Below are 12,727 nucleotides of genomic sequence, written 5' to 3' on the forward strand. Positions count from 1 at the left end.
GGCGCAGCCTGTGCGGGCGGTTTCTTTGCTGCGGGACTGTTTACCTGGCGTCGCATGCGGACAACCTTCGACCTCAGGTACAAGGTAAAGGCTCAAACGCCATCAAAAGTCAAGGTCCACGGAATGCCGTGTCGGGCGCTGTAACCTTGGGGTGGAAGAAGCAGGGGCGCTGGCAGACAGCGGCAGATAAATCACCGTCATCGAAAGTGTGGATTGATACGTGAGCAGCGAACAGGGTTCAGCAACTCTGGAAGGCACGGAACTCGACCTGGAAGACGCCGTCATGGGTCCCACAGGCCGCCCCCACCGCGATTTTCCGGAGCCCGCGCCGCTGTCCTCCCATGGACCGGCCCGCGTCATAGCCATGGTTAACCAGAAGGGCGGGGTGGGCAAGACCACCTCCACCATCAACCTGGCGGCAGCTCTCGCCGAATACGGCCGCCGCGTGCTCCTGGTGGACTTCGATCCCCAGGGCGCCTTGTCCGCCGGGCTCGGCGTGAACCCGCATGAGCTGGATCTGACGGTCTACAACGTCCTCATGGACCGCAAGATCGATATCCGTGAGGCCATCCACCAGACCGGTGTGGAGAACGTGGATCTGCTTCCCGCCAACATTGACCTTTCCGCGGCGGAAGTGCAGCTGGTGAACGAGGTTGCCCGCGAGCAGGTGCTCGACCGCGCCCTGAAGAAAGTCGAGGACGAGTACGACGTCGTGCTCATCGACTGCCAGCCCTCCCTCGGCCTGCTCACCGTCAACGCACTGACCGCGGCCCACGGCGTGATCATTCCGCTGATCTGCGAATTCTTCGCCCTGCGGGCGGTGGCCCTGCTGGTCGAAACCATCGACAAGGTCCAGGACCGACTCAACCCGCGTCTGCAGGTGGACGGCGTGCTGGCCACGATGTACGACGCCCGCACGCTGCACAGCCGCGAGGTCATCAGCCGCCTGGTTGAAGCGTTCGGGGACAAGGTCTTCGAGACCGTCATCAAGCGTTCCATTAAATTCGCCGACGCCACGGTGGCTGCCGAGCCCATCACGAGCTATGCCGGAAACCACGTGGGCGCCGACGCCTACCGCCTCCTCGCCAAGGAACTGATTTCGCGCGGCGGGGCGCCCTAGCCGGGATGACCGCAGAGCCGGCCACGCATCCCGCAGAAAGCAGGCGGTCCGGCTTCGAAGTACGCCTGGCCAACTTCAGCGGACCCTTCGACCTCCTGCTGGGACTGATCTCCAAACACCAGCTGGACATCACCGAAGTGGCCCTTGCCACGGTCACGGACGAGTTCATCCGGTATATCCGGAACATGCAGGAGCTGGGGGAGGAGTGGGCCCTCGACGAGGCCAGTGAGTTCCTCGTCATCGCGGCCACCCTGCTGGACCTGAAGGCAGCGCGCCTGCTGCCCGCAGGCGAGGTGGAGGACGACGACGACATCGCCCTTCTTGAGGCCCGTGACCTGCTGTTCGCACGGCTGTTGCAGTACAAGGCGTTCAAGCAGGTCGCGGCTCTGATGGACGAGACACTGGAACTCGAATCCCGCCGTTATCCGCGGCAGGTGGCCCTCGAGGAACACTTCGCCGCCATGCTGCCGGATCTCGTCTGGAAGCACAGCCCCGGGCAGTTTGCTGCGCTGGCCGAGGCAGCGCTGAAGCCCAAGGTCCCGGCGCCGACGGAGGTCGGCGTGGACCACCTGCACGGGAGCGCGGTGAGTGTCCGCGAGCAGGCGGAGCTGATCGGACTGCGGCTGCAGGAGGGCCGGCCCCTTACGTTCCGGACGCTGATAGCCGACGCCGAATCCACCCTGGTTGTGGTGGCGCGCTTCCTGGCGCTGCTTGAACTGTTCAGGGACCAGGTGGTGGCGTTTGACCAGATCGCGCCGCTCGGCGACCTGACCGTCCGCTGGACAGCGGCCGGCGCCGGGTGGACAGCGGAACACCTGAGCGAGGAATATCAGGAACGCGAGGAGCAGCAATGACCGAGCCAGTGACGGGAAGGGAACGTGCCGCCCTTGAGGCGGTGCTGATGGTGCTGGATGAGCCGGCCTCGGCCACAGACCTTGCCGCCGGACTGAACCTGACAGTGGCCGCCGTGGAGGAGCTGCTGTTGGAGCTGCAGCGCGATTATGACGGCTATACTGTTAAAGCCCCGGAAAGGGAAACTGGCAGAAACGGTCTCCAAGATGAGGCCGTCGCCAGCCCCCGGGGTTTTGAATTGCGGAATGTCGCCGGCGGCTGGCGCATCTACTCCCGGGCTGAATTCGCCGACATCGTCGGTGCCTTCGTCATGGAGGGGCAGACGGCCAGGCTGACCCAGGCGGCGCTGGAGACACTCGCCGTCATCGCATACCGGCAACCGGTGTCCCGGGCAAGGGTGTCTGCAATTCGCGGAGTCAACGTTGACTCTGTTGTGCGGACGCTGACCCAGCGCGGGCTGATCGAGGATGCCGGAACAGATCCGGAATCGGGCGCAGTCCTGTACCGCACGACGTCGTACTTCCTTGAACGCATGGGAATCGGCTCGGTGGCTGAGCTGCCTCAGCTTTCACCGCACCTTCCGGGGCTTGAAGGCATTGATGAGTTTTACGACGCCGGAAGGATGTAGGCGGGCACGCCTGCGGAGCAGTTTTTACCAGGGCAGATTTATTCTGCACGGCTGGCTAGTGTTGTCTTGGGACAACCTATGCCGGTCAAAATCACAAGAGGACGGGTCATGACACAGGCGGGACGCCAGGGTTCACCACGTAACAGTTCCGGACGCAAGGGTCCGGACCGCAGCGCCGCGCGCGGCGCAGCACAAGGCCGAGGGGCAGCACAGGGCCGCGGCGCGGGCGCCGGGAAGCGCGACTTCCCCAAGGGCGGCGATCGGCCGTTTGGCGACCGCACCTACAAGGCCAAGCCCCGCGAAGAGCGCTTCGTTGATCCCGACGAGGCCCCCGCCGGCCGGCGGCCCGCGGGTGACTGGAAGCCGGGCGCCAAGGCACCCGCACCCAGGGCAGGCGCCGCGAAGGCCGGCGCACGCAAGGCCGCCGCTGCCCGGAAGCCGGGCGCCAACAAAGCACCCGGCACGCCCGGCGCGCTGAAGCCCAAGTCCGCCGCGCCCAAGGCCGGCGGCTCCCGTGCCTTCGGCAGCGAACGCTTCGGCCAGAACCTGGGACCGGTCCGCAGGCCTTCGCGCGGCCGCGGTCCCCGCGCCGACGTGCCCCAGTCCGAAGTCCACGACGCCGATGGTGTCCGGCTGCAGAAGATCATGGCCTCCGCCGGCGTCGCGTCGCGCCGCGTCTGCGAAGAAATGATCGCCGAGGGCCGGGTGGAGGTCGACGGCAAGGTCGTGACCGAGCTCGGCGTCCGCGTCGACCCCAAGACCGCCGTCATCCACGTGGACGGCCTGCGCATCCAGCTCGATGACACGCTCGTGTACATGGTCTTCAACAAGCCCAAGGGCGTGGTGTCCACCATGGAGGATCCCGAGGGCAGGCCGTGCATCAGCGACTACATCCGCAACAACCAGGGTGAACGGCTCTTCCACGTCGGGCGGCTGGACGTCGCCACCGAGGGCCTGCTGCTGCTGACCAACGACGGCGAGCTGGCCAACCGGCTGACCCACCCGTCCTACGAGGTCCCCAAGACCTACCTGGTGCAGGTCCGCGGACCGTTCCCGCAGGGCATCGGCGCGCAGCTCAAGGAAGGCATCGAACTCGAGGACGGCTTCGCGTCCGTCGACTCCTTCCGGCTGGTGGACTCCACCCCGGGCCACGTGCTGATCGAGGTGGTGCTGCACTCCGGCAAGAACCGGATTGTCCGGCGCCTGTTCGACGCCGTCGGTTTCCCGGTACTGCGCCTGGTGCGCGTCAAGGTCGGCCCGATCGGCCTGGGTGACCAGCGCCAGGGAAGCATCCGCAACCTCGGCAAGCAGGAAGTCGGCCACCTGCTGGCATCTGTGGGGCTGTAGGGGATGTCGGCATTCCGTACGCACGGCCGCGGTCACCTGAACGGGCCGGTCGTTGTTATCGGCACGGGTCTGCTCGGCACCAGCATCGGCCTCGGCCTGCGCGGCCGCGGCGTCGCCGTCTACCTGTCCGATCCCTCGCCCACCAACCAGGCGGTGGCTGTCGATATCGGTGCCGGCCTCCCGCTGGCCTCTATCGGCGACGAGAGTCCCGAACTCGTTGTCGTCGCGTCGCCGCCGGACGTCACGGCGGACGTGGTGGAACGGGCGCTGGCAGACTACCCGGACGCCACCGTCGTCGACATCGCCAGCGTCAAGGCGGCGATCCTGCGGGACCTGCGCAACCGCGGCGCGGACCTCAGCCGCTACGTGGGCACCCATCCCATGGCCGGCCGCGAGAAGTCCGGCCCGGTGGCCGCCCGCGGCGAGCTGTTCACGTCCATGCCGTGGGTCGTCTGCCCGACCGAGGAATCCTCCGCCGGGGCTCTCCAGACTGCGCGTGCCCTGGCCACTGACCTCGGTGCCCTCGTTTCGCAGTTCACCGCCGAGGAGCACGACGGGGCTGTGGCCCTGGTGTCCCATCTGCCGCAGGTGATGTCCTCGCTGCTGGCCAGCCGGCTCCAGGACACACCCATGCACGCCCTCTCCCTCGCCGGAAACGGGCTCCGCGACACCACCCGCATCGCAGCCAGCGATCCCACCCTGTGGGTCCAGATCCTGGGTGCGAATGCCGGCAAGGTGGTGGAGATCCTTTACGGTGTGCGCGAAGACCTCAACCGGCTGATCGGAACGCTGGAAGACCCGGCGGCCGCCGGAGCACGTCTTGACCTCGCCCAGCTGATGAGCGAAGGCAACGCGGGGCAGGCCCGCATTCCGGGCAAGCACGGCGGACCGCCGCAGGCTTATTCCTGGCTCACGGTGCTCGTTGATGACCGGCCGGGCCAGATCGCCCGGCTGCTGACCGAGATCGGTGAGATCGGCGTTAACCTCGAAGACCTCCGCCTGGACCACTCTTCCGGGCAGAATGTGGGCATGGTGGAGATCTCCGTGCTGCCGAGCGCGCATGACCTCCTTGTAGAAGCACTAAGCGACCGTGGATGGCGGGTACTTCAGTAATGACACAGGAACTCCTTGACACTTTGCCTGCCCTCCGGCTGGGCCGCCCGCTGGTGGTGGCCATCGACGGGCCGTCCGGCTCGGGCAAGTCCAGCGTCAGCAAGGAAGTGGCGCGCCGCCTCAGCCTTGCCTACCTGGACACCGGTGCCATGTACCGGGCCCTCACCTGGTACTGCCTCGACCGGGGAACCGATCTGGCTGATGCCTCCGCCGTCGAACTGGCTGCCGAAGAACTGCCGCTGGACATCAGCACCAGCCCGCACGCCGAGTTCGTGCGTGTGGACGGCGCCGATGTCACCGACGCCATCCGGGAACCGGCCATTTCCTCGGCCGTCAGCGCCGTAGCCACGACGCTCGGGGCCCGGACGGAACTCATCCGCCGCCAGCGCGCACTGATTGAAAAGCACAACCGCCGCATGGTGGTGGAGGGCCGGGACATCACCACCGTCGTCGCCCCCGGCGCCCAGGTGCGCATGCTCCTCACCGCCAGCGAGGAGGCCAGGCTCCGCCGCCGCGGGATCCAGCTGGGCGGAACGCAAAGCGCCGAGCAGTTGGCTGCCCAGGTGACCCAGCGGGACGCGAAGGATTCCACCGTGGTGAACTTCACCCAGGCGGCGGACGGCGTGGTGACGCTGGATTCCTCGGAGCTGGATTTCGAGGAAACCGTGGCCGCCGCGCTGCGCATCGTCACCAAGGTCATCAACCATGAGTGATTCCGCCAGGATGCCGGGGACCCGGACCCCGGGCTCCTGGACCATGGCGTGGAGCCGGCCCGTCGGCCGGTTCCTGAACAACGTCGTCTACCGGACAGCCGTCACCGGGCGCTCCAACGTTCCGGCTGCCGGACCGGTGATCTTCGCGGGAAACCACATCAGTTTCCTCGACGGGCCGGTCATGTTCGGCGCGTCGCCCCGGCCCATGCACATCCTGGTCAAGAAGGAGATGTTCAAGGGTTTCCTCGGCCGCGTGCTGAGGGCCTCGGGGCAGCTTCCGGTCGACCGCCGGGGAGACCGGTCCGTTCTCCAGCTCAGCAAGGACGTGCTCGACGCCGGCCGCTGCATCGGCATCCTGCCGGAGGGAACGCGGGGGAGCGGCACCGCAGCAGGCATCAGCAACGGGGTGGCATGGCTGGCCCTGAATTCGGATGCCGTCGTGGTACCGGTGGCCATCCTCGGCACACGGCAGGGCGGCGAACACCTGGACAGCATTCCGAAACCCGGCCGCAGGCTGCACGTCAGCTTCGGCAGTCCCCTCACGCTTAGCCGGAACCCGGATGAAAGCGGCCGTGCTTCAATGGACAGGGCGGCTACGGAAATCCGGGACACTCTGGCCGCGCACGTCCGGCACACCGTCCGGCTCAGCGGGCTGTCCCTGCCCGCAGCGGATCATCCGCACCAACGTTCCACCGCAGCAGCCGGACCGCCGGCAGACCACCACTAAGGAAAGTGCAATGAGCGATACGACTCAAACTTCCGGCCGCTCCGGCGCCGGCGAAGACGAATACACGCCCACCGGCATGGACCAGGTGGCAGAGCATCTGGCGGCCATGGACGATGACGAGGCGGAGCTCCGCGCCGCTTCCCTCCGCGCCGGCCTGGATGACTACGAACTCGACGAGGAAGACGCCGCGCTCCTTAGCGGCCTGCACGACGAGGACGAGCTCGAGGGCCCGCTCAAGCTGGACCCCGTCCTGGCCATCATCGGCCGCCCGAACGTCGGCAAGTCAACCCTCGTCAACCGCATCCTCGGCCGCCGCGAGGCCGTGGTGGAGGACACGCCCGGCGTGACCCGCGACCGCGTCATGTACTCGGCGAACTGGAACGGCCGGAACTTCACCCTCGTGGACACAGGCGGCTGGGAGCACGATGCCCGCGGCATCCATGCCCGGGTGGCGGAGCAGGCCGAAATGGCCGTGGAACTGGCTGACGCCGTGCTGTTCGTCGTCGATTCGGCCGTCGGTGCAACCGCCACCGACGAAGCCGTGATGAAGATGCTCCGGCGGAGCAAGAAGCCCGTCATCCTCGTGGCCAACAAGGTGGACGACTTTGCCCAGGAAGCCGACTCCGCAGTCCTGTGGGGCCTGGGCTTCGGGGAGCCGTACCCCGTGTCCGCGCTGCACGGCCGCGGCGTCGCGGACCTGCTGGACCACGTCATGGACACCCTGCCAGAGTTCTCCACGGTCGAAGGCGTCGAGCGCTCAGGCGGCCCGCGCCGGATCGCCCTGATCGGACGCCCCAACGTCGGCAAGTCCTCGCTGCTGAACAAGCTGGCAGGCTCCGAGCGTGTGGTGGTGGACAACACCGCCGGCACCACCCGCGACCCGGTCGATGAATTCATCGAGCTCGGCGGCAAGACTTGGCGCTTCGTGGACACCGCCGGCATCCGCCGGCGCCAGCACATGGCGCAGGGGGCCGACTTCTACGCCTCCCTCCGGACCCAGAGCGCGCTCGAAAAGGCGGAGGTCGCCGTCGTTCTTCTGGCTGTTGATGAGGTCCTCAGCGAACAGGATGTCCGCATCCTGCAGCTGGCCATCGAATCGGGGCGTGCCCTGGTGCTCGCGTTCAACAAGTGGGACCTGCTGGACGACGAACGCCGCCGTTACCTGGAACGCGAAATCGAGCAGGACCTGGCGCACGTGGAGTGGGCGCCGCGGGTCAACATCTCCGCCAAGACCGGCTGGCACAAGGACCGCCTGGTGCCTGCCCTGGAGCTGGCGCTGGAAAACTGGGACCGGCGCATTCCCACCGGACGGCTCAACGCCTTCCTGGGCGAGCTGGTGGCCGCACACCCGCACCCCGTCCGCGGCGGCAAGCAGCCCCGCATCCTCTTCGGCACGCAGGCCTCCAGCCGGCCCCCGAAGTTCGTCCTGTTCACCACGGGATTCCTGGATCCCGGGTACCGCCGGTTCATCACCCGCCGCCTGCGGGAAACGTTTGGCTTCGAGGGAACGCCCATCGAAGTCAGCATGCGTGTGCGTGAAAAGCGCGGAAAGAAGCGTTAGCTACGACACACCGGGCAGCGAATGCCGGAAAGTGTCATTGACACCCTCCGGAATCGTGTAAGCTCTTCTAGGTGGTTCGGCCGGACTGCTTGGATGAAATTCTTCGGAATTATTCATCTGGCGGAGAACGGCGGAACTGACGGGCTGTAGCGCAGCTTGGTAGCGCACTTGACTGGGGGTCAAGGGGTCGCAGGTTCAAATCCTGTCAGCCCGACCGCAATAAAACCCCGCCAATCCGAACAGGATTGGCGGGGTTTTCTTGTTGCCCGGGTTTGGCTGTTTCGCCGCCAACAGACCAGGCCAGAGGACGACGGCGGACGGTTGCCCGCCGCCGTGACGCCGGACCGCGGAGCTACTTCAAAACCAGGGCTACTTGAGAAAGCGCGACGTTCTGCGGTCGGCCAGGATTTTGCCGTTCGTCTGGCAGGTCGGGCAGTACTGTAGGGCAGTATCCGCGAAAGACACCTCCCGGACCGTGTCCCCGCACACCGGGCAGGCCTGCCCCGCGCGGCCATGCACGCTCATCCCGCTCCGCTTCGCATCCTTGAGGTCGGCCGGCGCCTTACCCTGCGCCTGGGCCACAGCGGCTCCCAGAACGGTGTGGATGGCGTCATACAGTGTTCCCACCTTCGCCGGATCCAGCGAATTGGCCATGGCGTAGGGAGAAATTTTCGCTGCGTGCAGGATTTCGTCGCTGTACGCGTTCCCGATGCCGGCAATGACGCTCTGGCTCCGCAGCACGCCCTTGATCTGGTGCGGATGCCCGGCCAGGATCTCCGCAAACATTTCCTGGCTGAAGGCGGGGGCCAGCGGATCCGGCCCGAGCTCGGCGATGCCGGGAACGGCGCCGGGCTTTGGCACCACGTAGATGGCCAGGCCCTTCTTGGTCCCGGCCTCGGTCAGGTCGATGCCCATCTTTCCGCCGTCCGCCCCGGTAAAGTGCAGGCGGGCCGCTATGGGACCCTTGCCCGGCCGGAGCGGCTCGGATGACGGGTTTTCGGTGAAACGGACCCAGCCCGCCCTGGCGAGGTGGAAGACGAAATAAAGGCCGTCGGCATCCATGCTGACGAACTTCCCGAACCGCTCCACGCCGGTGATGGTCCGGCCCGCCAGCGCCGTATAGGGCGGGTCAGCCGTCTTGAGTACGGCCACGGACAGGACCTGCAGCTTCTCCAGCACAGCACCGCGCAGCCGCGTGTCGAGGAACGTGCTCAGTGCGGCCACCTCGGGTAGTTCCGGCATGGCACCACTTTGCCACAAGGGATGCCGGATTGGGCGGTCCGCGCGGGGCATAATGGCACATCCGGGAGCCAAGGTCTTGTGCATATACTTTCAACCGGTGGCTGTTCCCAGGCCTCCGTTGACATTGGTGATAGACCCGATGAAAGGCCCCTGATGAGCAACATTCCCTCTGATCTGTCCTACACCGCCGAACACGAATGGGTGACCGCCCCGAACGCCGATGGTGTGGTCCGAGTGGGGATCACCGACTTCGCCCAGGACGCCCTCGGGGATGTCGTCTACGCCCAGATGCCCGAGGTTGGCACCACTGTTAAGGCAAACGACGTCGTGGGCGAGGTTGAATCCACCAAGAGCGTGAGCGACATCTACGCACCCGTCTCCGGTGAAATTGTGGCCCGCAACGAGGCGCTCGACACCGATTCGGCGCTTATCAACTCGGATCCGTACGGTGACGGCTGGCTCATTGAGGTCAAGCTCGCCGAAGCAGATGCGGTGGATTCCCTGCTCAGTGCATCGGAGTACGAACAACAGGTAGGCTAAAGCTAACCGGTCCCGCTGCCCGGCCACCGGAGTCCAGAAATGGGATCCCACGGCCGGACCGCGGGCGGCATACCGGAGCTGCCAGGCAGTTCCGGACGGTACGCGTTGATTGCAGGGGGACATCTGCAACGAAGGAGGAGGAATCCATGGTTGGCGGCGAACAGAACCACACCGGCGGCGATTACGGCACAGGTGCGGGCAGGGCCTCGGAGACCACCTCGATCAACCTCACTCCGGTTCATGACGAGCCCACGATTGTACCCAAGCTTTCCCCGGAGGAACGCTCCGCCGTTGAGGCGCTGCCCTCCGGCTCCGCCCTGCTCGTGGCCCACAGCGGGCCGAACTCGGGCGCCCGGTTCCTCCTTGATTCCGATGTCACCACGGCCGGGCGGCACCCGGATGCCGACATTTTCCTCGACGACGTGACGGTCTCCCGCCGCCACGTCGAGTTCCGGCGCACCTCCCGGAGCTTTGAGGTGGTGGACACCGGAAGCCTGAACGGCACCTACGTCAACCATGACCGCGTGGACAGCGTGGAACTGAGGTCCGGAAACGAAGTCCAGATTGGCAAGTTCCGTCTCACCTTCTACCTGAGCCCTGCCCGCGCAGCAGGACGCGTCTGATTCGGAGCGGCTGCCTGTGGCAATGGCACAACCGGAGCGCCGGGGACCACTGGTCCTGAACATCGGGGAAGTCCTCGCTCAGCTGAGCGATGACTTTCCGAGCATGACGGCGTCGAAAATCAGGTTCCTTGAGGAAAAGGGGCTCATCAACCCCCGGCGTACGCCCGCGGGCTACCGGCAGTACTCGGACAGCGATGTGGAACGGCTCCGCTTCGTCCTGTCGCTGCAGCGCGACCAATACCTGCCGCTCAAGGTCATCAAGGATTACCTTGATGCCATCGACAGGGGAGAGCGGCCCGAGAACCTGCCGCCCGGGGTTACCGTTTCCCCGCGGATTGTCTCGGATGAGCTCGCCGCGGAACTGCAGAACAAGGCGCGCAAACTCAGCGAGGAGCAGCTGCGCGCGGAGTCGGGGGCCAGTGTTCCGCTCCTGCAGTCCCTGCTCAGCTTCGGCCTCATCGGGCATACCGACGGTAAATTCGACGAACACGCCCTCCAGGTGGCCCGCGCCTGCGTCCAGCTGGAGAGCCACGGCCTGGAGCCGCGGCACCTCCGTCCCTTCCAGGCTGCGGCGGAGCGCGAGTTCGGTCTCGTCGAGCGCGCCGTGGCCACCCTGACCTCGCGCCGGGACGCTGCCTCACAGGCCCGCGCAGCGGAGGCCGCCCGGGAAATCAGCGATCTTTGCCTTACCCTGCACCGTGCCCTGGTCCAGGACCGTATCTCGCGGATGGAAATCTGATGATCGAAGTCGAGATTGTGGGCGTCCGCATCGAACTGCCCTCAAACCAGCCACTGGTTCTGCTCCGCGAGATGCACGGAGAACGGCACGTTCCCATCTGGATCGGAACGCCGGAGGCAAGCGCCATCGCGCTGGCCCAGCAGGGCGTGGTGCCGCCGCGGCCCATGACCCACGACCTCCTGGTCGACGTCGTGGAGACGCTCGGCCATTCCGTCGTCAGCGTGAACATCGTGGCGGTGGAGGACAACATCTTCTACGGCCAGCTGCAGTTCGACAACGGGGCCACTGTGAGCTCCCGGGCGTCGGACGCCTTGGCCATTGCGCTGCGCGCCAAGTGCCGGATCTGGTGCGCGGACTCCGTCATGGATGAGGCCGGCGTGCGCATCACCGAGCACGACGAGGGTGAGGACACGGAGCCCGGCCCCACCGTGGAGGAAGAACGCGAGCTGCGCAGGTTCCGGGAGTTCCTCGACGACGTCGAACCCGAGGATTTCGACGGCTAAGGTCACGTTAAGGTTAAAGTTAAGCCTGAAACTTTCGACACGCCCTGCCAATCCTGCCAAGGTCTTTGACCTTGGGCCGTGGCAGGCCTAACGTCGGAGGTACCAAGTTCCCATTGCATACGACAGCGGCGCAAGTCACACTGGAAAGTGCTACTCCGGCCGAATTACAAGCATGAATTTCACGGATCTCATGCGCGTAGCAGCTGTTGCGGCAACTTCCCCAGGGGAGCTCATGACAAGGAGGATCCACGTGAGTCCGAAAGGCGAAGCAGGCGAGCTGAAGCACCCTTCGACGGCTGGCGTTGCCCTGCCCGCAAGCGGCGCTCAGGGCCTTCTCTTCACTGAGGATCTCCCCGTGCTGGACGAGGACGCCGGTTACCGCGGCCCCACCGCCTGCAAGGCCGCCGGCATCACCTACCGGCAGCTCGACTACTGGGCGCGCACCGGCCTCGTGGAGCCCGCCGTCCGCGGAGCAGCAGGCTCCGGCTCCCAGCGGCTCTACGGCTTCCGCGACATCCTGGTCCTGAAGGTGGTCAAGCGGCTGCTGGACACGGGCGTATCGCTTCAGCAGATCCGCAGCGCCGTCGAGCACCTGCGTGAACGCGGGGTGGAGGACCTGGCCCAGATCACCCTCATGAGCGATGGCGCCAGCGTCTACGAATGCACCTCCGCGGACGAGGTCATCGACCTTGTGCAGGGAGGCCAGGGCGTGTTCGGCATCGCCGTGGGCCGCGTGTGGCGGGAGGTTGAGGGAAGCCTCGCCTCGCTGCCCAGCGAGCACGCGGGCGAGCAGACGTTCCCCGACGACGAACTCAGCAAGCGCCGCGCGGCGCGGAAGATCGGCTAGCAGGGGCGCCAGAGGACGCGCGGCGCCATACGACACACAGAAGGCCGCCTCCCCAGCGGGAGGCGGGCGTCTTCATGTGCGGCCCCGGCCGGGGTTTGCGGGGGGTGCGCGGTGAGGGGGGGATGCGGCGGCGGCGCTGGTGTGTCTTATAAACAAATGACCCGGGCGACCA

At 66.3% G+C, this 12,727-nt stretch carries 15 protein-coding genes and 1 tRNA gene; 15 read left to right on the plus strand and 1 reads right to left on the minus strand.

Translation table 11 applies throughout. The features are described 5' to 3' along the window. The 10 genes from ACFUTU_RS20215 to ACFUTU_RS20260 all read left to right on the plus strand — a co-directional run. Positions 1 to 224: hypothetical protein (locus tag ACFUTU_RS20215; protein ID WP_377967569.1), on the plus strand; the 224-nt coding region annotated here is incomplete at its 5' end. Beyond that, positions 221 to 1,120 (plus strand): ParA family protein, encoded by a 900-nt coding sequence (locus ACFUTU_RS20220; RefSeq protein WP_377967571.1) that lies wholly within the window; start codon positions 221 to 223, stop codon positions 1,118 to 1,120. The genes ACFUTU_RS20215 and ACFUTU_RS20220, both read left to right, overlap by 4 nt. Positions 1,121 to 1,125: 5 nt before the next feature. Further along, positions 1,126 to 1,974: a segregation and condensation protein A gene (locus ACFUTU_RS20225; RefSeq protein ID WP_377967573.1), complete on the plus strand. Its 849-nt coding sequence runs from the start codon at positions 1,126 to 1,128 to the stop codon at positions 1,972 to 1,974. Next, complete coding sequence (locus tag ACFUTU_RS20230; protein WP_377967575.1) at positions 1,971 to 2,600, plus strand: SMC-Scp complex subunit ScpB; 630 nt, start codon at positions 1,971 to 1,973, stop codon at positions 2,598 to 2,600. The genes ACFUTU_RS20225 and ACFUTU_RS20230 overlap by 4 nt, the downstream gene beginning before the upstream one ends. 108 nt (positions 2,601 to 2,708) lie before the next feature. After that, a complete protein-coding gene (locus ACFUTU_RS20235) occupies positions 2,709 to 3,947 on the plus strand; it encodes a pseudouridine synthase (RefSeq protein WP_377967577.1) in 1,239 nt (412 codons plus the stop codon). Positions 3,948 to 3,950: 3 nt separating this feature from the next. Then, positions 3,951 to 5,060 carry a prephenate dehydrogenase gene (locus ACFUTU_RS20240; RefSeq protein ID WP_377967579.1) on the plus strand — a complete coding sequence of 370 codons (1,110 nt, stop codon included), beginning with the start codon at positions 3,951 to 3,953 and terminating at the stop codon, positions 5,058 to 5,060. Next, positions 5,060 to 5,773: a (d)CMP kinase gene (cmk, locus tag ACFUTU_RS20245; RefSeq protein ID WP_377967581.1), complete on the plus strand. Its 714-nt coding sequence runs from the start codon at positions 5,060 to 5,062 to the stop codon at positions 5,771 to 5,773. Before ACFUTU_RS20240 ends, cmk begins: the two co-directional genes overlap by 1 nt. Positions 5,774 to 5,816: 43 nt before the next feature. After that, positions 5,817 to 6,500 carry a lysophospholipid acyltransferase family protein gene (locus tag ACFUTU_RS20250; protein WP_377967593.1) on the plus strand — a complete coding sequence of 228 codons (684 nt, stop codon included), beginning with the start codon at positions 5,817 to 5,819 and terminating at the stop codon, positions 6,498 to 6,500. A 10-nt stretch (positions 6,501 to 6,510) separates the two neighbouring features. After that, positions 6,511 to 8,061, plus strand: a complete 1,551-nt coding sequence (der, locus tag ACFUTU_RS20255) for a ribosome biogenesis GTPase Der (RefSeq protein WP_377967583.1) — start codon at positions 6,511 to 6,513, stop codon at positions 8,059 to 8,061. Between the two features lie 140 nt (positions 8,062 to 8,201). After that, positions 8,202 to 8,275 (plus strand) — tRNA-Pro (locus ACFUTU_RS20260). Positions 8,276 to 8,430: 155 nt separating this feature from the next. Here ACFUTU_RS20260 and ACFUTU_RS20265 read toward each other — a convergent pair. Continuing rightward, positions 8,431 to 9,303 (minus strand): Fpg/Nei family DNA glycosylase, encoded by an 873-nt coding sequence (locus ACFUTU_RS20265; RefSeq protein WP_377967585.1) that lies wholly within the window; start codon positions 9,301 to 9,303, stop codon positions 8,431 to 8,433. Between the two features lie 153 nt (positions 9,304 to 9,456). Between ACFUTU_RS20265 and gcvH the strand changes: the two genes are divergently transcribed. From gcvH to ACFUTU_RS20290, 5 genes are all read left to right on the plus strand, one after another. After that, entirely contained in the window at positions 9,457 to 9,843 is a 387-nt protein-coding gene (gene gcvH, locus ACFUTU_RS20270) for a glycine cleavage system protein GcvH (protein ID WP_377967587.1), read from the plus strand. A gap of 146 nt (positions 9,844 to 9,989) precedes the next feature. Then, positions 9,990 to 10,466 (plus strand): FHA domain-containing protein, encoded by a 477-nt coding sequence (locus ACFUTU_RS20275; RefSeq protein ID WP_377967589.1) that lies wholly within the window; start codon positions 9,990 to 9,992, stop codon positions 10,464 to 10,466. A 22-nt stretch (positions 10,467 to 10,488) separates the two neighbouring features. Then, a complete protein-coding gene (locus tag ACFUTU_RS20280) occupies positions 10,489 to 11,205 on the plus strand; it encodes a MerR family transcriptional regulator (RefSeq protein ID WP_377967595.1) in 717 nt (238 codons plus the stop codon). After that, positions 11,205 to 11,708, plus strand: a complete 504-nt coding sequence (locus tag ACFUTU_RS20285; protein WP_076798054.1) for a bifunctional nuclease family protein — start codon at positions 11,205 to 11,207, stop codon at positions 11,706 to 11,708. The genes ACFUTU_RS20280 and ACFUTU_RS20285 overlap by 1 nt, the downstream gene beginning before the upstream one ends. A gap of 250 nt (positions 11,709 to 11,958) precedes the next feature. Then, positions 11,959 to 12,555, plus strand: coding sequence for a MerR family transcriptional regulator (locus ACFUTU_RS20290; protein ID WP_377967591.1), 597 nt, complete (start codon positions 11,959 to 11,961; stop codon positions 12,553 to 12,555). The last annotated feature ends 172 nt before the right edge of the window (positions 12,556 to 12,727 follow it).

The sequence above is a fragment of the Arthrobacter sp. NPDC057388 genome, assembly GCF_042668165.1.
Classification (GTDB): domain Bacteria; phylum Actinomycetota; class Actinomycetes; order Actinomycetales; family Micrococcaceae; genus Arthrobacter.